This is a genomic window from Allomesorhizobium aridi (genome assembly GCF_043769475.1).
Lineage (GTDB): Bacteria > Pseudomonadota > Alphaproteobacteria > Rhizobiales > Rhizobiaceae > Allomesorhizobium.
On sequence record NZ_CP171729.1, the window covers coordinates 180,128 to 202,987 of the forward strand.

Here is a 22,860-nt window from a genome sequence, read left to right on the forward strand (position 1 = left end):
GACAGCTACCGCGATCGTGTCACCGTTCTCGGTTCGGACTTCCCAGCAAGGGCACGCGACAGATTGAAATTGTGGTGCACCATCTCATTCCCTGGCTCGGTTTCGAGAGCTTGCCGATACAGCACCTGTGCCGCGTCATGCCGCCCCTCAATGTCCAAGATTACGCCTTTCGCGTTCAATGCACGCAAATTCCCTGGCGCAGCAAGTAAGATGCTGTCGACGACCTGAAGCGCGTCATGCGGGCGCTTCTGCGCCACCAAGGCATTCGTAAGGCGGATCGCCGCATCGACATTGTCCGGGTGCTGCTTCAGCTCATCCCGCAATGACCGCTCTTGAGCATCCTGACCGACCGCGTGCAGTATGCGTTCGCGCATAGCCGGATCTATTTGATTGGCGCTGAGCAACTCCGGGGACGACGTCTCCTTCACTGAAAGAGCGGACTTGTTCGTAGCACAACCGCCGAGAGGCAGAATGGCAAGTACAGCGAAAAGAAGTGAGTAACGACGAAACAGCCTAAATGATGGATGTGTGTTCTCGTGTGGATTCATGTTTGGTTCCAAATTGTCATTGAGGTGCTACGACATTCAGTCGTTGCCAAGGCGATATTGCGTTTGCTCCAACGCTCCACTGTCAAATCCTGGGGGAGTCTGATGGATCCAGCGGGCTGAATTGTAAAGTCGGAGGCGAGGTCTTGATAAGACAGCACGGCAAGATCGATCCCGTTTCGGGTAAGAAAGCCGCGGACGAAGCGTCGCACATCCATTGAAGTTAAAACGATAGGGCGGGTCTGACCCGGCGTTGTGTTCGAAAGGGTCTGACGCATCTGTAACAGCAGCGCTTCGCTTTGCCGATCCTCCAGTGCGAGGTAGGGGCCTGCAGCCAGAATCTCGAACCGCATGACGCATCACGTCCTCACTCTCACGTTCAACAATCAAGGCGGGCACGATGCCCCCTGTGTTGGCATAGCGATGACAGATCTGCCGCTTCAAACCAGAACGAACATATTCCGTGAGCAGGGCGACGTTTTGCTCACGTTCGCTCCATTCGGCCAATGCCTCCAAGAGGAGGCGGGTATGGCGGATCGGGATACCTTCATCCAGCAGGCGGCGCAGGACATCGGCAATCCGAGGGATTGGCGTCGTGCGCAGCACCTCCTTCACCAGTTCAGAGTATTCCTGCTCCATTCGGCCTAGCAATTGGCGGGTCTCTTGGATGCCGACCAAACGCGGCGCGTAGCGGGTTAACGTTGCATGAACGCGCAACGCGAGAACTTCGCCGGGACCGTAATACTCGTTGCCGGCGCCCTTGAGAGCTGGCGCATCGCTTTGTTCCGCCAAGATTCTGTCCGTTTTTGGATCACGCCGAATGGAGATACCGCTCGATTCAATGCTCGCCTCATCGTCTTTGAGCGTTAGCTGGCCCGGATCTATCATATTCTGTTCGACTGGAACCCCCTCAACATCTATCCGGAATTGGGACTCGGGCAACTGCTGGTCGACCGAGACTGGGATGTGGGGAACGACAATGCCTAGATCGGCTGAAATCAGTTGAGAAACACGTGCAATGTGCTGCCGCAATTCGACTTGCTCGATAGCATGCATCAGGTTTGGCGCAAGGAAGAAAGCGATCGGACATTCCTGCGCGGGTTGCTTTTGAGTCTCTACTGCAGCTGCACTTGTCCCATCGATATTGGCAGCGCCCAGCACATCTCCCTTGACAAGGCTTATCGCGGCGAAGACTGCGGCCAAAATCAGAAAGACGGGCAGAGGGAAGCCAGGAACGAACCCCATTACTACCAAGACGCAAGCTGCCAGCCGCAATGCTCGCGTACTGGCCGTGAGCTGATTGACTATTTCGGTACCAAGGTTGACCTTGGCCGTCCCGGTAACACGAGTCACGATGGTCGCCGCTGTAATTGAGAGCAGCAGAGCCGGAATCTGCGATATCAACGCATCGCCTATCGTTAGCAACGTATAGTGATGCAGCACCTCGCCGAAGGACATGCCCTTCGAGAGCAGGCCGATCGAAATTCCACCCACCATGTTGATGAAGATAACCACAAGTCCGGCGATGGAATCGCCCTTCACAAATTTCATCGCACCATCCATCGCGCCGTAAAGTTGGCTCTCCTTCTCCAATGCGGCGCGCCGCCTGCGAGATTCGTCGGCATCGATGTGGCCGTTGCGTAATTCTGCGTCGACCGCCATTTGCTTACCTGGCAGAGCGTCGAGCGTGAAGCGCGCCGCCACTTCTGCTACGCGTTCGGCGCCCTTAGCCAGGACCATGAATTGCACCATGGTCACGATCAGAAATATGACAAAACCCACCACGATGTTGCCTGAGATTACAAAATCGCCGAACGTATGGATGATGCTGCCTGCGTCCCCCTCGGCCAGGATCAGCCGCGTCGTTGCGATCGTGAGCGCCAGGCGGAATACCGTGGAAAGCAAAATGACGCCGGGCAAAGAGGAAAGATCAAGTGGGGTACTGACATACAGGGCAACCATCATCAGCAGGATGGCCAGCCCCATGTTGAATCCTATCAGCGCGTCGACCACCACGACCGGGATAGGAAAGATCATCATGGCGATAGCCATAAGCAGGATCAACGCGACCATTAAGTCCGGGTTGGCCGGCGCACGCTTGATGAAGTTACGGAGGACGTTGACCATCGAGGCCCCCTTTACGATCGCTTGAGAATTACTCTGCTGCTACGCAGTGAAACGTAGCTTTCGAAGTCCGAGGGGCGCCTCGTCAACATGGGCGGCCCGTCAGCGGCTGTGCATGAGAACTATAGACAGGCGCGAAGATGGCTGGTCAGCAGCTATTTCACTCACTCCAGGTTTGTTAGGACGAGCGCGGCAGGATGCTTTGCTGACCATGCAATTCTGCTTGATAGCGCCTGCGGATCTAGTACGGGAGAGCAGCAAAGCGGCCGTTACGACTCAGTAGCACACGACCGTCCTCGATCCGATCGACCATCCATCCATCGTCCAGCACGGCGCCGACAAAATGCTTCTCGCCATCGATGACAAGATATGGTTGGGGGCCACGCCAAACAGCTTCAACGGCGATTGCGGATGGCGACTTTTCCTCTTTGATGAGCACTCCATTGACCAGTGTTAGAGTGCCCTTGGCGCGATGATCGAACCACTGTTGAAGCTTCTGCCAGCTGACGACCGATTCAGACGTTACGGTGCCCTCGGCGGTAACAGCACCCTTTGCAGAGCCGACCCTAACATTGAGAAGGCCCGATCTATTGACTTCCTCCTGCAGGTCTTTGGCCGCTGCCTCCGCAATCTGGTCGTTAGAGCGGTGACTGGTCAGCTTCGACTCATGTTCGACACCGGGTGAGTTGGCGCTCAATGCACCAGTGTTGCCATAGTAGGAGAAAATGGCCGAGAGCACGCCGATCCCGAGCGAGCCGAGTAACACCAAGGCGAGCACGGAGATGGAGAGGCGTGGTATGCCGATCGAACCAGCTGGCGCTGCATCCTGCACTGACCAGAGGATGGACATGTCGCCTGCATGTATGACGACTGGAAGGGGTACCACAACGGACTCGCCCGCGGCAATATTCCGCTTACCCTCCATGCTGAGTCCGGCTGCAAGCGCCTCGACCTCGATCGAGTCGCCAAGAAGAGTTATACGAAGATGATGCGGTGCCAGTCCTTGCTCGACGAAGATCATATCGGCGTCTAAGCCGCTGCCGATTAAACTCGTTGCGAGAGCAGTCTTACCGGTCAGTCCGCGATAGAGCCCCGACAGCACTTCGAAATGGAGGGAAACGGCGTCATCCACGGAGGATCTCTCAAACAAGGATAGAAGCCGCACGGCAATTGCCATGCGGCTCATTTTGGTCCCATGTCGCGCTAACAGAACGACGCGATAGGGGGCAACCTAGACCACTCCCCGTCGCGACATTACGAAACGCGTTCGTCGGCCGCCTTCTTGATTGTGTTGAGGTTGGTCGTAACCGTGCGCAGCAGTACACTCCTCTGCGTAGCCTCCAAGCTCATCGTCGTTAGCTCCCTGATTTGCGCCTGGAAAGCGAGTTGCCCAGCGGATTTGGCAGCTGCGTCTGCGGCCATGTTAGCGCCAGTACCAGCCACATTCATACCTGTACCTACTCTACTCATACTGTTTTCCTTTCTGTTCAAACTGTGCCGTTACCACGGCACCTACCTCCTGGCGCGGACCATCCAGCGTCAGGCATCTTCTTCAGTGTCTGCTAGAGCTTCGTCGGCATCAGCCATGGCATCGTTCACCATAGTGAACGCAACGGAGCGGAGAGTTGATTCGAAGAGTTCAGTCAGAGCTTCCTGGCTATCCCCAGAGATGGTCGGACTGGCCACCGGATCATTCCCGTCAACGGGCCTGTTAGGGTCATCATTCCCGCCAACCGGCTTGTTAGGTTGGCCGCTGGACGGGTGCTGGGGTTGGTCGTTCGGTTTACGGGCCAAGGAAAACCAGGTGTTGCCACCTCCACTCCCAATTGCTGTGACCATCAGGTACTCCTGCATCCGTTTACATTGGCGGCGACGCCTAACAGATAATCTCATCCAAGCTACGAGCGGGAGCTTTCGAGAAGCTGACGAGTCTGGATAAAAAGCGGGCTACCGGAAAATAATGATCGCGCAGGGTGCGGGCTCCTGCAAAGTGGTAAATGTGGGCACTGCGCTTCTGCCACCCGGATCGGGCCTGACAGGAGCCCGACTTTCCTCCAGCGTAGCGCTAATGCCGAGGCTTCCTTGCTACGATACCATTTTATGGAGCCGCAACGCAGATTTGCCAGCTTTCCCATGGTGGCGGGCTCAGGGCGCGGGAGGCGAACTCCGAGCACTGTTGGCCGGAGCGTCTTCGGATACCGACCTGCGCCAGAGCAAGCTGCAGGGTCGACAGCGCAACTGCACTTCCGGCGGTATCATCACCAGCATGCGACAAGTGCTGCTGATGGCCAGCGATGCCTGATGGCAGCATAACAGGCTCGGTAACTTTGAATTAGCCGCTGGACGCTGGAGCGCATCACCTCAGTCAGGTCACATCAGCAACCTTGGGCTTCTCCGGCCCGGACGAACGGGCACGGACCTCTCCTCCTTCTCGTCGCACGAAAGAGCTCAGGCTCGCCGCCGAATCCGGCGAGATCCAAGGGCGCCCGCCGCGCGCGGATCCTACGGGAATTTAGCCGATCAGAAAGCCGCAGGGGCAGCCCGTGTCAGCACGGGTGACGTCTGTCCGCTCCAAAGCTCTGCATGCCACATAGGTCTCAATCACCTCAACGTTGTCTCAGGTTGGAAACCGAGCACTCCGTGTGCTACCGCGTCTTTGTCCCCTCCGTAATCCCTCGATAAAGTGACAGCGCCTTCGCAAGCCAAACGACCTGATCCGGCGCCTTCGGAGCCGGCGTAGGCCTAGGTTGTTTTCATCAATGGTTAAACGCTTGAGCCAGATCGGATTTCGCGCCTCCAGAAGAAACTCTCCGTCAGCTACTCGTCAGCCAAGCGATCTATCTAGACCTGCCGTGGCTAACCGGCCTGACGGCAACGGAAAGATGGCAGTGCAAATCCTAGTACAGTGAATTGGTGGCCCTGTCCGACGCGCACTACACGCGCATTGGCGAACCTGACGAGGCGCGATTGCACTCATGAAAGCCTTGATACGCGAGGGCTCAGCGACATCAGCCCCAACAGCATCGACAACACATCCTCGCCAGATCGGAGACGGAATATGACGGGCATTAACCGATCTGGGCGATCGCGGACTGAAAAGAGAGCCGGCAGGGCGGGGGAGGCGAGCAGTTCGCGCTCGCAATCAAGTCTTGCGCCTGGGGAAGGTGGCCAGTCGTTCGATGCCGTCGTGGAGCAGATGCGCTCTGTGGGGATAGATAGAAGGACGCCCGCCGTTCCCTTGCAGCGTGGTGTCGACGATGCCCCACGCGACAGGCCGTCCGGCCCCTCCGTTGGCATACACCGAACAATGGACACCGCGCGGCATGCAGCGGCCGCGCCACGTGCAGCTAGTCCGCGGCGGCGCAGTCTTCCCTCAATGTCGGAGGGTGAAGCCCTGGCACCCGTCGCCAGCCGGCCGCCAACTTCGGGTGTGGCAGTCCCCATTTCCCTGTCAAGCGAAGAGATCAACGAGGCAAAGCGACGAATGCACGGGCTGCTTACCGAAATGACCATTTGCTATAATGCGTCCAGGCAAGACCTGAAGTCGCCAGAGCTGCTCGATCGGGTCGTCGCTGCAGGATCAGCAGTTCTGGAGTACTACGCGAGCCTGCCTCGGCCTGTGGCGCGGACGATTATGGACGACACGCAGGTCCGTAGCTGCCGTGACCTCGTGTGTGGTGCGGTGAACTACTATAGCCGCCTTGCCGAAGCGACTAGCCACAAATTGCAAGGAACACAAAAAGCTTCGAAAGACGTGTTTAGTATGATTCAATCCACGGCTACCCCGGACCAGCTGAGCCGAGCAGATCTCAGTGTGGTGAAGGCGCATGTGGCCTGCGTGGACTGGTGGGAAAAGAAGGTAGGGCACTGCGAACGGGAGCGATTCGCCTGGGCCGCCGCTGGCAACTTACCAAGTGCAACAGCCGAGATGCGGCAGGGAGAAGAGGCCGGACTGCGGCTGTCCACCGGCGGGACACTGTATGCCAAGGTCGTGCATCTGCAAACTCAGATCGGCCTCGCGCGAGTTAAGATAGAGCCGCAGGTGAGCACGTTTGAAGCACCCGTCAGGGAACTGCTCATTGGTGAGAATGGGCGAGTGCGTCTGCTGGGAGACTTTGTCGGAGACGTTGGTCCGGCATTCCTCTCGGCGTCCGACGCTGTAACGAAGAACAAAGGGCGCCCACTCGACGCAGAGCACTGCGCCGTTTTGGAAGGAGTCATGGAGCGGCTTTCGGAATTTGCGTCGGCGTTCCAGGTCATCCGGACCAAACTAAACGATCACCAAACAGATGCCGGCCTGCCATTGGAACTGTTGAGCCAGATCGTGGAGGGCGCGTGGATCATTGCGCACGATGTCATGCACTACCTGGAACTGCAGCCAAAGCCGCCAGCCGTTGCACTGCCGGCCGACGCTGGCGCGGCGATACCGGCCGAAGACGCTGGCGCTGCGATACCGGCCGAAACTGCCGGCAAGGCTGCAATGGCCGAAGGCGCCGCAACGCGCAAGAAAGGGAAAGGCAAGGACAAGCCGGCCGCTGGCGCTGGGAGTTCGGCGGCCGGGCGGCCCGAGCCGCAAGTCGCTGCGGCCGTCAGCGACCCTGCGCCAGCACCCAAGGTGCTCGTACGCTCGGATCTGGGTACGAAGAAGCTCGTGAGCGCGGAGGACGCGCAGAAGAGTGCGTCGGCGGCGGCAGAAAAGTTGGCGATCTGGCAGGCCCCGGCGTCCCCGAAGGCCCTGACGCCACGACTCGAGCGGTTGGACGAACTTTTGCAGTTCGATCTGGCTGGTCAGCAAAGAACCATCTCGCAAGCGCTCCAGATGAAACCCGAGGACGTCGAACACGCCGTCGACACCGTGGTTGAGCGCCTGCAAACGCAAGCCACCGAGATGCAGGCCTGTCTTGCCGCATTGGAGGATTTTCGTCTACGCCTGCTACTGCCGTCTACGCAGGTACCCAAAGTGAACGAGAAAACAGCCCACCTCAAAGACATGTTGAGCCAGGCGAAGGGACTCGCCAAGACTTTGACCCAGCAAAAGGAGATTATGACGATCGAATGCATGAAGACCTATGCATTTCCGTCGCAGAAGTACCTTGAGCACTTGCGGGCGGCCGGGCAGTTGAAGGCCGAGGATCGACCGCGCGCGTTGAAGGTGAAATCAGGGGAGCCAGGGTCGCTGTTCGAGATCAGGCTGCAGCCCACGGCACTGCGCAATGGTGCAACGCCGAATCCGGTGTGGGTGCACATCCATACGAACCGGCCGGTACATACTGGGCAGTTGCCAATGCTGGATGATGCGGACTTCGCGGCTTGCCACGTCAAGTCCGATGAACAGCGCGGCCACAATCGGCAGTGGCAGGACCGCCGGGCTGCATGGGGGCACGACAACGCCATGATCCACCGCGGCAAGCTCACCCCCGCGTTCTGCAAGTCCTTGTTGACCACGTAGGGGGCCATGCACGTCCATCTGGTTCCCGAGGCGGCAACTTCCGCAGGCTGTTCGCCAAGACCGCTAGGTAGGCATCTCGCGAGCATGCCGCTTGTGGCGCCCCATGAGTTGTGGTGCCAGACGGGCTGTTCACCAAAGCCGAGGCATCTCGCGAGTATGCGCTTATGGGGCCCAGGACTTGTGGTGCCAGACGACTAAATTGAAGCATTTTCGTCTTGAGCCAAAATGGAAATGCCGCGATGTGCTCAAGTTGCCGGTCACGCAACTGAACTAGGGCAAAGAGGCCGAGCGGCGCTGCCACGTTATCTGAGTTTAGACGTGACAGCGCTCTCCGCCGTCGTCCGGCTCGCTCCGAAATCAATCCGGAAGATCGTCCCGTGACGAGCGCGGAGCAGGCCAACCGATCCGGTTCGCCGGCTTCAGCGGATCCAAACTCGCCAATGGTGTGTTGTCCGGGGAAGACGGTTCGGGAGGGCTGACACCAGCCCGGTTCTGACCGTGAAGAGGCGGTATCCCGTCCCGACTGCGATTCGCTCGGCTGCTGCAGCCGCTATCTGCATTCATGCCGCAGTTCATCCTCCGGGCGAGCTGGGCTGGAATGCTGCGTCTCCGCTGGTGCGGGGGCAGGTGCTGGAACCAGGCCATCCGCACCGGAGGGGTTTTTACGGCGACGAATCGAACCACCGCCGACGATCCACAAGAGTACTCGGATTCAAATATTCATAGCGACCGAGCGCACGGCAACGGTTGCAAGGGCCGGCCGCGCCCGCTGGTCACATGAAGTCATCCTCGTACGAGTATCTGGGTGAACTTGGTGAGCTCTCGACATCGCTGCTGCTCTCGCTATCCTCAGTTTTGCAAAGATAGAGCGGCGGTTTGTCTGCACGCTGCCATTCACCGGCACTGTTCTTAGTCCACTTTTCAGGATGCTGGGTAGGGTCAAGGACCATGTCGCCATCACCCACCTCAACAAACCCCATCGTCGCTGCGCGGGCTTGTGCTTCTGGATTAGCCGCACGCCAATTCAGCAACGGCCGTTCGCCGTCCATCCGAAGTTGATGCTCCAGCAGAATATCGCCTGCATTCTCGACGAGCGGATGAGCGACCTGAAGATCCACTATGGACGTGATCTTAGTTCGGCCAGGAAATTGTTCCCGCCAATTATCGGATTCGAACTCAGCCATGCTGAATCCGCCTTCCGTTCTCATCAGTCCGGCACTCTGGTCTCCCAATTGGTAGCTGAAATATCGCGCGTGCTTCGTATCGCGACGCACGCCGTATTGCTTAGCAACGTCCGCAGTGCGTCTTGCCCGTGAGGATACGAATTCCGAATACTCTTGCGGATTGTCGGCGATGTGCATGATTTTTTCGCCATGAAATTGCCTCACCTCGCTTCTGAAGGAAGACCTGTCGATCTCTACCACCGGAGATCTGGGTTGAAGGGAATACGCTTGCGTAGCCCGCGACGATGAGCCGCCGCTGGAATCTGATCCAGCTAGGTCCATGCGGGCAAACGTGTCCGCGAACTGTTGAATTTGTGAATCCGTTTGCCCGTTGGCACTACGCGTGTAGTGGCTATCGGACGAGCCACCAATTCGACCATACATAATATTGCACTCCTGTGTTTAGCATTAGGTTGAGGCTGGTGTGGCGCCACAGCCCTAGGTAGTCGGTTTGGCTGACGACTAGCTGACGAAGGCGTTCTCCTGATGCAGACGAAAATTCGAACAGCCGTTAGCGTTTGTTGAAATCAGGCTGCGACCTGCGGCGGACGGCCAAGGCCCCGGGTCAGGTCGCCTAACTTTTCGGGTCTTGCTGGCTGCCGTTCCAAGGGAGCACTGCTCCAGCTTCGCGATTAGCATGCCAAGCGGCGAGCGAGAACGTCGCCAAGCCACGGTTGCGGATCGAGCCGCCGAGTTCGCAGCCGTTCCCTTGCGCCCGCCGCCAATAGCGCCCGAGATGCGCAGAAGCTCTCCCGATAGGCATGACAGCAGTCCTTCGCGGCGGACCAACTAGCAATTTGCCGAACTGGCCACGAATGCCAGGACCTTATCGACTGATTTGCAGTGGAATACCGAGCGATGAAGCCAATATCACAGTTCCGGAAGCTCGTGACACAGACCGAATCCGGCTGTAGACATGCCGGGAGTTGGCCTGCTCCGGTAACATCCTGCCAGCGGTTGATGGAGAATCCGCAGACAGCGGCGCAGTTGGATCCTGTCAGACTGCTGAGCGACATGCGAACCGCCCAACAGCGGCTTATGGCATCAGCCGATCGATTGCCCACATCAGATTCCGTGGTGTCCGACCCGGCACTCGATGAGTTCCTTCCAGGCTTGCGAACCGCATTGAGGGAGAGCGAAACACGACCTACTGCGAAGCCGAAACCAAAACAGAGGCTGGATCGGCGTCGTACCTGATCCATTTGTGAGGCTCGCCCAAGAGCTACATGGATGGTTGAAAGAAGGGCCGTGGCAAACGAGCCGGGAATTGCTGGCGCGACTGCAGTGGGACTATCCGGAGAAATATCCCAGTCTCCTTCTGCGCACACTGTCGGCCCAACTTCGTCAGCACCGGCCTTCCAGGCAATGTCGGAGTGACGGGCCGCGACCATGGGAAACATCCAGGCGAGGCAACGGCAGAGTTGCTCGGGAGCACTCCTCGCTGAGGCAATGCAGATCTCATACTGATCGCCGCGCCGCAACTGCGGGGCGAATGGCGCGAGATCGCGAGATCGAACAGCCTCGAACAGAAAACCGGCTGGAGCCAAAAAAGCCGGCGTGCTCGGAGATCGGTCATGGAACTTGACACGCCGATGACCGGCCTAGCCCGCTTGCTGCACGGCGATGAGCTTTCGGGGGGCCTGAAGCGGCGATCTGGTTGCCTTTGCGGTGCGTTTCCCAAGCCTCATCAGGCGCAGGCGGTGATCCGTCGCGATAGAAGGCGAGGGCTTGCGGGCTGAGGTCAGCGGGTTGTTTCGGGACACAGCATGCCGCCGTCGAAACACATGACGACAGCTTGCCGCCAACAGATGACAACCGGTCAGCGGCAGCGTAGGACCATTCATGGCGGGTGTGGTCTCCAGGAAATGGCGCGGATCGGCGTAAGCCACCAAATCCTGCGTCGTTTCAATGGCTTGCGCCACATCCGCCGACTCGCATGAATTTCAGGCTAGGAAATGTCCGACGTAACGCCCTCGGGCAAGATCCACTCGATCACACGTCGAAAAGGTCATTAGCCTCTTGCATTGCGGGGCGACCATAGAGGCCCACAGCTAAGCCAAGCCTGCGGCGAAGAGTGCTCTCGCCACGGGCTCGAAATATTGCCCAGGAACAGGGTTGCCCAATTTCGCTTTGCTGATGAGCTGATGCGCTAGGACATGGTTATCCACAATTTCGAGACCTAGCGCCCGCGCCTCGCTCAGCAGGTGTGAAACGCGCTCGCCTTCGGCGCGGCAAACCAGGACCGGCACCCCGGTCTCACCACGAACGTAGCGCAGACCGACCAGTATCGCCCTTCCTTTGAAGACCAGCGTGGCGCGATGCACACCAAGGGGAGGCTCGTCAGCTGCCTCGTCGCGTATGCGACGTCGTTCACCCTTCAACTCGGGCGCCCCTTGCTGATCCTTTACCTCGCGCGTGACTTCAGTCTGGGTCATCCGCATTTCGCGCAGAAACAACGCACGCTGCAACAGGAGATCGATCAGGCCGGCGACCAGAAGTGCGCCGGCGCCAATTCCGATCAGCAGTTTTGCCTCTGCAACGACAAGGCCCAGACACCCCATGCCGCAGACCGGCAGATAGACCATCGGCTTCCACATGCCGAGAAGGCAAAGGGAAAAGGTTGCGCTGAGAACGAATACCTTAAACAGGGTCTTGCCAAGTTCGACTATGGAACGCGCAGACACCAAGCGCTTCAGCCCTTTAAAAGGATCGATTTTCTCAAAGGTGGGCTTCATTGGCTCGAGAGAGAAAACAAATCCACCATTGGCTAACAAGCTGGCCAAAATCGCCGCCGCGACGAGGGTTCCAAGCAGCGGGCCAACAGTTGTCACCGTGAGTTCGACGAGCACAACCACCGCCTGCCGGACCGCGACATCGAAAGGCAGGTTCTGCAGCTTGTCGGCAAATAGCAGCGCTTCGCGGCATTTGTCTTCGATCACGCTGCTTCTTAGCCATAGGTATCCGAGCCCAGCGCAAGTGCCGAACGCCCGAACGAAATCGGAGCTACGTGGCAGCTGCCCTTTTTTGCGCGCGTCGTCTAGCTTCTTGGGGGTGGCGTCGCGTGTCTTCTCTTCACTCGTGTCGCTCATTTCAGCAACTTATCGAACCACTCGAGCGCGCCATTCGCTTGTGTGATCTCCAGTTTCATACCCTCTACCAGATAGCCAGCGTAGGTGACCATGAGAATCGGAAAGACAAGATTCTTGATCGCCGGGGACAGTTGACTCGATTTGAATTGCGGCGCAAAGCGACGCAGTAGCATCATGGATACATCAATCAGCATCATAAAGAACACGATGGGCCCTGACACCAATAAAGCCATGCGCATAATCTGATCGAGGAGCCTTAATATCTCCATTGCTCCTTGCGTGCTCAATGTAGGGTGAAACCGATACACGGGCCAGATCAAGTAGCTACCATAAAGACCGCTCATCACAGTTTCCAGACCCCCTGATGCGACGAAGATGGTAGTCGCAGTGATCCCGAGACAGACGCCCATAGCGGAAGCCTGACTGTTCGTAGCGGGGTCGGTCGGAGCGGACGGGTTGGTAATGCCGCGTTGGTTGTCGATAAACTCACCGGCCGCCTGAAGGCCCCATAAGGGAATGCCAAAAAAAGTGCCAAGTAGTGCGCCGACAAAAATCTCCTTCAATCCGAGCAGAGTTACCTGGATCAGACGTGTTTCAGGATCCAGTGCCTGCAACCCGCCGCTGACGTGTGCCAGGCATGGCAATCCGAAGGCGACAGCCAAGCAGCCGCGGATCAGCCCATCCGTCTGAGACCGTGTAAATACAGGTAGGATCAGCATAATGCCTATCGCGCGCGCCGCGCCGAGACCGGCTGCAACGACGAGTTCGATAGCCGTATGGATCAGGATTTGAAGCTCGGCCGGTGACGCATGCATGGCAGAGACTAGTAGCTAAGTGTCATGGCGGGAAACTCGGTAAAGATTTGGTTGGTTAGCTCTATCAACGGGGCGCTCAGCACAGGAGCAAACAGGCCAATCACCGCGACAACAACCAAAAGCTTCACGGTGAGTGGCAAGCTTTCATCCTGGATCTGCGTTGCCGCCTGGATGATGCCAATGACCAGGCCAACAATTACCGATGCAATGAGCGGTGGTAGAATCCAGATCATGAAAACCACCAACGATTGACTCATAAGAGTGACAATACTGGATTCAGCGATAATCAACCTCCCGGTATGGTGTAACTCAACACAAGTCCGTGCATCAATTTCGACCAGCCATCAATAGCGACGAACACGAAGAGTTTGAAAGGGACAGATATAAGCGTTGGGGATACCATAGACATACCCATTGCCATCAAAATTGTCGTCACAATAAGATCGATAGCGATAAAAGGAAGATAAAGAAGAAATCCGATCTCAAAAGCGCGCTTTAGTTCTGAAATTAGAAAAGATGGCGCAAGAATGGATAGATCATCAGCTGTGGTCGTGGCCCGCATTTCCTCTGGCCAGACTTTTTCAGTCGACGAGAGAAAAAATTGTCGCTGCTCTTCATTTGTAAACTTCTTGAGATGATCGCGCAGGGGCTCGCTCCCCGATTTGGCGGCGGTTACCCAGTCATCCAATGTCTGATAACGTAGGGTCGGATCGGTCATCCGATCATAGGTCTGTTCAACAAGAGGCGCGCTAACGAACATGGTGAGGATCAATGCCACGGCGTACAGCACTATGTTAGGTGGTATCGTCTGCGTCCCGAGCGCGTTGCGGACGAGGAAAAGAACAACCGACACCTTTACAAAGGCCGTAGTTGTCACAACCGCTAAAACCAGCAGACCCAGTCCGGCAGTAACCGCAAGGAGCGCCAGGATTGTCGGCTGAATCTCAGTCATTGCATGCCAACCCGCCACGCAGCCTGATGCCCAGCGTATCTCCTATGCGCACGATGTCGCCACGCCCGATACGCTGACCGTTGGCAAGTATGTCGACCGGACCATCCATCGGGCGTCCAAGTTCGAAAACATGCCCTTCGCCGGCACTTCTTAGTTCGCCTAGAGAAATAGGCCAGCGGCCGCATTCAAAGACAAGCACGATCTCGACATCGTCGAGTTCCTCCGTCAGCCCTGGTTGTGATCCGAGTTGTGTCATATACGCATTCTCCAAAGGACATGATCGCGGGCGGAAAGGCCCCCGCAGGATTAGCTGGTCGCCCTCAAGATCTGCACCGGCCCACAACCGGCCGAAAGATAGGGTGATCTCGCCGCGGCCGAACGGCGCCATGTCCGGCAACAGAGCATCACCGACACATGCCTTTCGAAGAAGCGCCGCAGGAACGCGCAGCGTGCCGATCTCTCCTGCAACCACTATCGGGAGGTCGGGAGATAACCCGCGCGCCTGTCGCGGTAACTGGCCAAGCAGTTCGCCTAACGCGCGAAACGCAGACGGCACCAAGCCGTCAAGAGGCGTGAACAGGAACAGACGACCCGCGCCACTGACCGGGCCCAAGACGATATCCAGTTCGAGATAAGGCGCCAGTGTCATGGCTTCACACACGCGCACGAGTTGCACGTTCAACTGCGTCTTATCCTCCAGTCGAGCGACTAACGGCTCAAGTGCAAGTTCCAGAATGAGCGAAGCAGTTGGCTCGGAAGGGAAAGTCAAGCCATTCTGCACTGTTGCGATGAGCCCCTCTACAAGCGGCCGCGATATCGACAGGACGACCATCTCAGCTCCGATCATCCAAATGCAGTCAAGCATTGGAACGTCGGCAGATGTCTCTTGCCAGACAAGCCCTGCCATACGCACCGATAGCGGCACGTCGTTAATCCGGCTCTGAAACGGCCTGCGGGAAGCCGCTGTGTCATTGAGCCACGAGACGACCTCGTGGGACAGTGGCAGCGCTGGTTCAAATATAGTGGGTCTCACCAGAGCGGTTACCAAAGATTGCACGATTGTGCCACGCCGAGGACCTGCGGGTTATCGGATCTGATTGCGCGACATCTGGACAAGCGGACCCCTCCCATACCGAAGCAGTATCTCATCGTCGGCCTCGATCTCGCCTGCGACCTCCGAATGAACCTCGACGGCGCGCCGGACGTCGTCCTCGATTTGTTTCCATTTGTGCGTTGCCGCCGAACATATGACCCATAGGTCCCGCGTCTCGGAGGCCGCTATCTCGGCCCTTTCCTGAGTGATGCGCGCACTATCAAGCATCTGGCGTCTGAAAGTGACCTCAGCCGCAAGCTGCTCAATATGGAGGTGGTGACGGTCGAGCGCGGCGCTAGATAAGTTTTCGAGCGTCATCAGACCCTGGTAGAGCGCTGCTTGAGCCGTTGAGCAATGTTGCTGTGCCATTGCAAGCTCTCGGGAGGCATTCTGTGCGGCTGAGGTGGCCATATGGCGCTGCGCTTCCATCTTGGACAGCTCACGAAGGGCACGACGCTCTTGCATTTCCTTCAGGAGCCGCAACCTCGACGCCTGAACATAATTCACGCGGTCAGACGCGACATCCATGCGACCGTCTCCTCAAACCCTGACGCCTCGTCTTCGCTCTGGCGCAAAAACTCCCTCAGCTCATCGATTGACGCGACAGCCCGGTCCGTCAGGGGATCGCCGCCTTCCTTGTATTCGCCGACATTGATCAAAAACTCGGTCTCGGCATAGCGCGAGAGGAGTTCACGGAAAAAGGATGCTGCCTTGCGATGTGTCCCCGAAACGACCGCGTCCATTACGCGACTGCGACTCTGCAGCACATCGATAGCGGGGAAATGCGATCGCGCCGCAATAACGCGTGAGAGGATGACATGGCCATCGAGAATGCCGCGCGATTCTTCGGCGATTGGATCACCCGTGCCATCGCCTTCCACAAGCACGGTATAGAAAGCCGTGATTGAGCCACGTTCACCCATCCCGGCGCGCTCCAGCAGGCCTGGCAGCATGCCAAAAACGGAAGGCGGAAAGCCCCGTCGCGTCGGCGGCTCACCCGCAGCAAGGCCTATTTCGCGCATGGCGCGGCAGAAGCGTGTCAGCGAGTCCAGCATGAGAGCAACGCGTAGCCCTTGTTCGCGAAAATATTCCGCGAGTGCTGTCGCCATCGGAGCACATTGCGCCCGCTCAACCGCCGAGCGGTCGGACGTTTCAACAACAACGACCGTACGGCGAAGGCCCTCCTCGCCAAGGTGCCTCTCGATGAATTCACGAACTTCACGTCCCCGTTCGCCTATGAGCGCGACTATGACAACGTCAGCGGCGGCGCCTTTTACGATCTGTGACAATAACGTCGACTTGCCACAACCTGGCTCGCCGTAGATCCCGATCCGCTGGCCCTCGCCGCACGTCAGGAGACCATCCAGGGCACGGACCCCGAGCGGGAATGGCCGCTCAATCATGCGCCGTGTCATTGGATTGGGGGCTTTGCCGTGCAGCGGGCGAGTTTCGGCGGTTTTGATCTGGCCTTTGCCGTCCAGGGGACGGCAACGACTGTCAATCACGCGGCCGAGCAAATCGCCGCCGACCGGTACTTCACGCATTCGTCCAGTGGCCACGACTTCCGCGCGGCTGGACAGGCCTACCAAGTCACCGATCGGCGTCAGCAATACGCCATCATCCAACAGGCCGATCACCTCGGCTTCGAGCGACAGTCCGGTTCGCGGATCCTGTAGTAGGCAAAGTTCTCCAATGCGAGTGTCCGGCATGACGGCATGGACCAGTGTGCCGACAGCCCGCGTGATCCTGCCGCGCACGACGCGCGTATCGAGTCGCTTTGCCGCAGCTCTCAAAGACGAGATCGCTGGATCGGGAGCCCGGATGGCAGCGTCGTTATTGTTTTCTGATACCGGCGTGGTCACAGTTCGCCTTTTGCAGAAAGCGGCCCGAAGCCGAGGCGCAACACGCGCATCTGCGCATCAAGCCCCAGATCGACATTGCCGTACTCGCTCCACAGCACGCATCGTTGCGGTGACAACGTCGGATCTGGTTCGATCCGAACCCTCGGCCGACCATCCTGTCCGTCGTATCCAGCGAACTCTCGCGCAAGCATGTCCACTTGCATCGGACACACATGAAGACAAACTTCCGCGCCGCTGTATTGGCGCTCAATGGCGTGACGAACAGCCATCACCAATAGCTCGCCCGGATCGAAAGCTCCCACGAGATCGCTTAATATCTCCATCACGAGCTGCGGCAATTCCTGCTCCAGAACCGCCTTTCGTCGCGCGACTTCGGAGACTGCCTCCGCAATCAGCCGTGCCATTTCCTCGGCGCCTGCATTCAAGCCCTCGGTATGGCCGCGCGCCAACTCACGCTGATAAGCGGCGCGTGCCCAGCCGCGAACCCGCTGCTGATGCCGTTCTGCGGCAGCACGCGCTTCTGCGGCGCTATTCCAGATTTCGAGCTCGCTCGCCGGAATCAGTGGCCCAACTGGGCGCATCTGCGGCGCGATCGGCGCCACGGAAATGTCGGCTGTCATATCAGCGGGTTCTCCGTCTCATAATGGGCTACTACAAGCGAGAACAACCGGCCTGAGGCGTTCACGTGCTCAGGCTGTGGATTCTCGGCGGCGGTCCCCACGGGCAACCGCAGAAGCACGCGGTCACGCTCCATCACTGGCCTGTCATGGAGCCAAGCACCAAGACAGGCATGTCCATCGCGTTCGATTTGCTGCGCGAGTTTTTCCGGGTCAGCGATCAATCTGTTCTCAATCGCATGCGCCAGATGTCGGATTCCAAATGCGTGCGCATCAGCGCCGATATATCCAATAAGCACGGTGAGGTCAGGCTGAGAGACAAGCTTAAGCAGCGAACGGGCATGCCATATACTACCTGCAAGGAGGGCAGCCCGATGCGGATCATTCCCGCGCAGAAGGTCCGGCCCCCAGTCGATGCGGTTCGAGATCCAGGTCATTGTCAAGCAGCAATTCTGTCAGTCTTAGCTGCAGTCTGGGGCACTTCTGCAACTGCGCTAACGTCGCAGCCGATAAGGCCGGATCAAGACGCGCGGCAAGACGAGTAGGATGGGCCGAAGCAGCAAGCTCGCTCCGGCCCAAGGAAGGCAATTGGAACGAATCATCAGGTTGGGCGGTGTGTATCGGCATTGGCATTGACATGTCACTTACGCGCTATCGCCAGTGTCTTTTTGCGAATGGTCTCGACAGCGGAAACATCCGCCTGCCGCTCGACCTTGGAAAGTTCGCCTGATTTTTGCCTACGCCGCCGGCTAAGAGCACTGGCTAAGAGATAGGACGCCACTGCGAATACAGCTGCGGCAATACCGATTACGGTTGCCAGAAGTGGCGCTGGAACGGGCCTGGACGTTTGGGCCAAAACAGTCGCCGGCATGGACCGTTGCTCAGGCGCGAACCGCTCCACCGGCACCAAAACCACCTCTACCTTGTCGTAGGACAACCCTTCGATGCTGTCGGCCACGAGCATCTTTATCTTCGGCAGCAGAACGGAGAGATTTGCTTTGGCGTCGTGCCTGATAAAAACCGAGGCCGAGGATGGCGTGGCGCCTGCTCGCAAAAGATCGGTATGCGGCAGAACCACATGAACACGAACAGAGAACACGCCATCGATATCGCTGATCGTGCGCGACAACTCTTCGCTCAGTGCATACACGTAACGGGCACGCTCCTCAGTTGGCGAGGCAATCAGGCCTGATCCGTCGAATATCTCGCCGAGGTTCTTGAAGGACTGGCGCGGCAAACCCTTGCCGTTCAGTAGGTTGATTGAGAAAGCAAGCAGCTTTTCGTCAACCTGGATCGTGCTGGTCCCATCTTTGGCAGCCACCCGGGTCGCAGCAACGCCGTTGTCTATCAGAAGGGCGAGCATCTCATTCGCCTCGCGCTCCTGCAGTTGCGTGTAGAGGTCGACCTTGCAACCACTGAGAGCTACGAGAAGTGGCACGACCAGACGAAGCGATCGCCGACCAGACGTGCCACGCATGATTTCCTCGGCTACGCCAATCATGCGCGCGGTTCAGCCTTCCTTTAGAAGTTTATTCACGGATGAGGTGATGCCGCTGACACCTTTGGAAAGAAGAGCAACCTGGGTGACGCCGTTGTAAAGATCCCGTAGACCAGCAATCATGCCTTCGAAACTATGCTCCCCGTGCGTAACGCCCGACATTCCGGTTCTCGCATCACCTTCGGCAGGAAGCTTCTGCGGCGGCCCAGGTAGAGCACCCTTCAAAAGGCCTACCTGATGGTCGAACGCGGCCGAACCAACAGTATTGTCGGGGTACATAGAAGAAATCCTCTGCAACACGCGGTCGCCCAAGGCACTCGCCTGCGTAGCCGCGCGTTGAACATCCATCGCCGGAGAAACTGGCACCCTCGGTGGCGCCGAGGCGGTATCGTTTTTCAGCGAGTCGGACGCGTGCGCTAGAGCGCGCTCAAACTGGGTCTGCTCGCTGAACGACGGTGACCCGACCCTGGGGAGACAGTCCGTTAGAGTGGTAGTGATCGACGTGATAGGTATCATCATGCAAAGACCCGATTACTTCCTCTTTGACCGAGCGAACCCGGCCCGTTCATCGTTCGCTATTGGGTCTCCGTCTAGGGGGGCGAGCTGACGACAAGCTGACTAACTAAGCCTGGTTTCGTCATCTAAAAAAACACGCTGGCCGACTTAGTCACTTGTGAAAAATTCTGACTTTGGTTTATCAGTGCGGGATGCTGAGAGCGCTCATCCAATCCGTCACCCCGCACGTTTTGAGATTTCTGTGTGCCGGGTTTTTTCTCTCCACCGGAAGCCACGCAGCTCTCGGCGTCCCTTTATCGCTCTCCAACACACCCTACAGGTATACGGTTCTCGATCAGGATCTCTCTGCCGCGCTGCAGGAATTCGGCAACAACATGAATCTCCGAGTCAACATTAGCGCCGAGGTGAAGGGGCGAATCCGCGGGAACATGCCGGATTTGCCACCGCGCGAGTTTCTCGATCGCTTGGCCAACCTGTATGGTCTGCAATGGTACTATGATGGGCTTGTCCTCTACGTGTCAGCCGCAAAAGAAGCGCAAACTCGCATGCTTGTGTTGACTTCGATTCGCTTCGATGCGTTCAAGGGCGCCCTCGACAAACTTGAGATCTCCGATGACCGCTACGTCGTGAGGCCCGCGCCGGGAAATGGCCTCGTTTTGATTTCCGGTCCGCCGCGCTTCACCGCGCTCGTGGAGCAGACGTTCAATGGCCTCGTCGCGGAGGCACAGGCGCAGACTCACGTCCCTGAAACGCCGCCAAGGGAATCGGTCCTAACATTGTTTCGGGGCTCCTCCACCATGGTCGTCCGCGATGGATTACCTGAAGCCGCTTATTCGTCTGACGTGCCGCAGCAGGATGCCGTTGGCGGGAAGCCTGAGCCACGCCAAAAATGATATCCGCGGCCGCAGCTTCGGGAAAAAACGTCACCGCGGCCACCCCTGATTGTGAATTGTCTGAACTCGTCAGTTTCTCGAAAGCTAAACCGCTCATGGTGGGAACCGGCAGCTTCAGCGATCTCCGGCCATTGTGCCGGAATTGCACATGGAGCTAGCCCAGAACGAGGCAATTTGAAGCACAGCAGGGGCATTGGTCCCAGCCGAGCTCTGAACTGTCAAAGCTCGTGAACACATTTGGCGTCGCCCTTGTGGGGACTGCAATTTCACGTTTTAGGAGTCACGATGTCGATCAATACCGCCAGCAACGTTTTCAATAGCCCGAATATCCCCCCGTACAGCAGCTTGAATCCGATATCTGCGTTGGAAAAGATGCAGGAAAACGCATCGACCTTCGATGCGATGCTGTCCTTTCAACTGCTCCAAGACAGCACTAGTCCCTACTCGGTCCGGGACCAGCTGCCGCGGAAACTCGCATCGTCGATGGAGGAATTGCTCAAGAACCCATCGGGGTCGCTGTCGCCGGATGTCGAATCGTCGTTGGAGGAATTGAGCAAGAACCCATTGGCTCTGCTGCCGCCAAACATGAGGGCGGCAATCGAGATCAATGGATCAGGGCCCGCAGCCTTCTGCGATCGTCCCCCCTCCCGTTGCGCCGGCGCCAATAAAAAGCGATAGAATCACGTGGAACGGCGGCTCGCTGTCCCAAACCGAGTTGCAGATTGTGGCAGTGCTGAACCGTCACAAGGACCTATGCCCGCTTAGTTGGGAATCGTTGACCGCTAGAGCCAATGATCCCTCTACGCCACCGGATCTGAAAGCGGCGATTGAGGGATTGCAGCAGCATCCAGAACTTTTTTATGCGATCGGCTCTCAGGGCGATGGCCGCTGTGGCGGTAAGATCACGGCCAAGGACTTGTCCGGATTCTCCAAGCATCATTCACAAGTTGCCGCATTTCAGGGGCAGCAGGCGCAAAACTACGCGCAGAACTACATCCCATCCGACAGTACTGGAAATCCGCATCCGTCGGTCATGACCAGGAACGATGCAATGCGCGAGCTTTACCGGTACTCCGAAAACCTGCCCAAGAACCTGAGTCTGGCTGATTTCAAGCAGATCGTCGAAGGCGATGCGAAAACCGGCAAATGTCCGCCGCAGGTCATTGCGGCGGCTCAGTACTTCGTCAGTCACCCGAATGAATGGAAGCAGTTGTACGGTGGTTCGATAGACAAGGTCCACAAAGAGGATTTTCTCAAGATCGCTTCATCTTCCATGAGCCTTACGCAAACCGAGCTGAATACCCTGAAGACGATCAACAGCAACCAGCGCGCTTTCTTTGGGAACGGTGTCCTGACTCGTGACAAGCTGGCGAGAATGGCACAAGACAATAGCCTCGATCCCAAGGTACGGCAAACGGCCTCGCAGTTGCTCTCCGATCCGCTTCTGTTCGGTCTGTTGAACAATACGATTACGGGCTACAAGACCCACAATGGGTTCTTCGACTTCGGCGGCGGGCATACGGTCGATTCCGGTAACATCAGCAAAAAAGACTTCGCGCACTTCTGCGGCAACATGTCGACTGCGAACCGCACCGTTCAGCAGACGAAGACCCATGTGCCTGAAACCGCCGCAGAGCAGGAGGCCGTCGCGGACATGAGGATGGGTGCGGCGGACCAGCCCGATTTCAAGTCTGCCAAGAAGAACGGCGGGGCGTTCGTCCACACAGTCAGCGGCGTGCTCAAGGTGCACGCTCAAGTGCTTGACTGGGCTGCAACGGCGGTGGGATTGCTCAGCTTCATCCCGGTCATCGGACAAGTAGCCGATGTCGCATCGATGGCGCTTGCATCACAGGCGCAAGCGGAAAATCTTGTCCGTACAGCCATTACCGGAGGCGATATGAAGAAGGCGCTGCTCGAAGCTGGCATCAATATCGGAGCGCAGGCGCTCAGCCTTGTCGCAGGCCCCCAGGTCAAGCTTGCAATTCGCAACGGGCTTGTGAAGGCGGCAATGGAAGAGGCCGCGACGGCCGGCATCAATCTGCCGATTTCCATGGCGCAAACCTATGCACAAGACTATTTGTACAACCTGAAAGCACGCCTTACGGCCGAACCTGTGCAAGCGGCCGGCCTCCCCAGCCAGATGGGCATGCCATCGTACCAGAACCTGGCCTGACAACAAATGTG

At 57.8% G+C, this 22,860-nt stretch carries 18 protein-coding genes and 2 pseudogenes; 3 read left to right on the plus strand and 17 right to left on the minus strand.

Translation table 11 applies throughout. From position 1 onward, the window contains the following. Window positions 1-5: 5 nt before the first annotated feature. From ACG873_RS02750 to ACG873_RS02765, 4 genes and pseudogenes are all read right to left on the minus strand, one after another. Window positions 6-548 carry a tetratricopeptide repeat protein gene (locus ACG873_RS02750; protein WP_394890321.1) on the minus strand — a complete coding sequence of 181 codons (543 nt, stop codon included), beginning with the start codon at window positions 546-548 and terminating at the stop codon, window positions 6-8. After that, a pseudogene (sctV, locus tag ACG873_RS02755) lies at window positions 545-2,672 on the minus strand (type III secretion system export apparatus subunit SctV). Before sctV ends, ACG873_RS02750 begins: the two are co-directional and overlap by 4 nt. Before the next feature lie 238 nt (window positions 2,673-2,910). Next, window positions 2,911-3,801 carry a hypothetical protein gene (locus ACG873_RS02760; protein ID WP_394893321.1) on the minus strand — a complete coding sequence of 297 codons (891 nt, stop codon included), beginning with the start codon at window positions 3,799-3,801 and terminating at the stop codon, window positions 2,911-2,913. 407 nt (window positions 3,802-4,208) lie between these two features. Then, the gene (locus ACG873_RS02765; RefSeq protein WP_394890322.1) at window positions 4,209-4,508 is read right to left on the minus strand and encodes a nodulation protein NopC; all 300 of its coding nucleotides are present in this window, start codon (window positions 4,506-4,508) and stop codon (window positions 4,209-4,211) included. Window positions 4,509-5,727: 1,219 nt separating this feature from the next. On the opposite strand from ACG873_RS02765, the gene ACG873_RS02770 reads away from it, so the two are divergent. Further along, window positions 5,728-8,118: a hypothetical protein gene (locus ACG873_RS02770; protein WP_394890323.1), complete on the plus strand. Its 2,391-nt coding sequence runs from the start codon at window positions 5,728-5,730 to the stop codon at window positions 8,116-8,118. A gap of 773 nt (window positions 8,119-8,891) precedes the next feature. Here the strand turns inward: ACG873_RS02770 and ACG873_RS02775 are convergent. The 13 genes from ACG873_RS02775 to ACG873_RS02835 form a co-directional block, all read right to left on the minus strand. Further along, a complete protein-coding gene (locus ACG873_RS02775; protein WP_394890324.1) occupies window positions 8,892-9,479 on the minus strand; it encodes an effector protein NopP in 588 nt (195 codons plus the stop codon). Window positions 9,480-10,942: 1,463 nt separating this feature from the next. Further along, window positions 10,943-11,263, minus strand: coding sequence for a hypothetical protein (locus ACG873_RS02780; RefSeq protein ID WP_394890325.1), 321 nt, complete (start codon window positions 11,261-11,263; stop codon window positions 10,943-10,945). Window positions 11,264-11,392: 129 nt separating this feature from the next. After that, on the minus strand, window positions 11,393-12,430 hold the full coding sequence (locus ACG873_RS02785) for an EscU/YscU/HrcU family type III secretion system export apparatus switch protein (RefSeq protein WP_394890326.1): 1,038 nt from the start codon (window positions 12,428-12,430) through the stop codon (window positions 11,393-11,395). Further along, entirely contained in the window at window positions 12,427-13,245 is an 819-nt protein-coding gene (gene sctT, locus ACG873_RS02790; RefSeq protein ID WP_394890327.1) for a type III secretion system export apparatus subunit SctT, read from the minus strand. The genes ACG873_RS02785 and sctT overlap by 4 nt, the downstream gene beginning before the upstream one ends. Before the next feature lie 8 nt (window positions 13,246-13,253). Beyond that, window positions 13,254-13,502: an EscS/YscS/HrcS family type III secretion system export apparatus protein gene (locus tag ACG873_RS02795; protein ID WP_394893323.1), complete on the minus strand. Its 249-nt coding sequence runs from the start codon at window positions 13,500-13,502 to the stop codon at window positions 13,254-13,256. A gap of 29 nt (window positions 13,503-13,531) precedes the next feature. After that, window positions 13,532-14,197, minus strand: coding sequence for a type III secretion system export apparatus subunit SctR (gene sctR / locus ACG873_RS02800; RefSeq protein ID WP_394890329.1), 666 nt, complete (start codon window positions 14,195-14,197; stop codon window positions 13,532-13,534). Next, window positions 14,190-15,029, minus strand: coding sequence for a type III secretion system cytoplasmic ring protein SctQ (sctQ, locus tag ACG873_RS02805; protein WP_394890330.1), 840 nt, complete (start codon window positions 15,027-15,029; stop codon window positions 14,190-14,192). Before sctQ ends, sctR begins: the two co-directional genes overlap by 8 nt. Window positions 15,030-15,281: 252 nt before the next feature. Further along, a complete protein-coding gene (locus ACG873_RS02810; protein WP_394890331.1) occupies window positions 15,282-15,818 on the minus strand; it encodes a hypothetical protein in 537 nt (178 codons plus the stop codon). After that, window positions 15,794-17,152, minus strand: a complete 1,359-nt coding sequence (sctN, locus tag ACG873_RS02815; RefSeq protein WP_394890332.1) for a type III secretion system ATPase SctN — start codon at window positions 17,150-17,152, stop codon at window positions 15,794-15,796. Before sctN ends, ACG873_RS02810 begins: the two co-directional genes overlap by 25 nt. Further along, the gene (gene sctL / locus ACG873_RS02820) at window positions 17,149-17,772 is read right to left on the minus strand and encodes a type III secretion system stator protein SctL (RefSeq protein ID WP_394890333.1); all 624 of its coding nucleotides are present in this window, start codon (window positions 17,770-17,772) and stop codon (window positions 17,149-17,151) included. The genes sctN and sctL overlap by 4 nt, the downstream gene beginning before the upstream one ends. Continuing rightward, window positions 17,769-18,206, minus strand: a complete 438-nt coding sequence (locus ACG873_RS02825) for a hypothetical protein (RefSeq protein WP_394890334.1) — start codon at window positions 18,204-18,206, stop codon at window positions 17,769-17,771. Before ACG873_RS02825 ends, sctL begins: the two co-directional genes overlap by 4 nt. 203 nt (window positions 18,207-18,409) lie before the next feature. Beyond that, a complete protein-coding gene (gene sctJ, locus ACG873_RS02830; RefSeq protein WP_394890335.1) occupies window positions 18,410-19,270 on the minus strand; it encodes a type III secretion system inner membrane ring lipoprotein SctJ in 861 nt (286 codons plus the stop codon). Window positions 19,271-19,279: 9 nt separating this feature from the next. Further along, window positions 19,280-19,786: a nodulation protein NolB gene (locus ACG873_RS02835; protein ID WP_394890336.1), complete on the minus strand. Its 507-nt coding sequence runs from the start codon at window positions 19,784-19,786 to the stop codon at window positions 19,280-19,282. Between the two features lie 188 nt (window positions 19,787-19,974). On the opposite strand from ACG873_RS02835, the gene ACG873_RS02840 reads away from it, so the two are divergent. Beyond that, window positions 19,975-20,676: a nodulation protein NolW gene (locus tag ACG873_RS02840; protein ID WP_394890337.1), complete on the plus strand. Its 702-nt coding sequence runs from the start codon at window positions 19,975-19,977 to the stop codon at window positions 20,674-20,676. 285 nt (window positions 20,677-20,961) lie between these two features. After that, a pseudogene (locus ACG873_RS02845) lies at window positions 20,962-22,849 on the plus strand (HrpF/NolX family T3SS translocon protein). Window positions 22,850-22,860 lie beyond the last annotated feature (11 nt).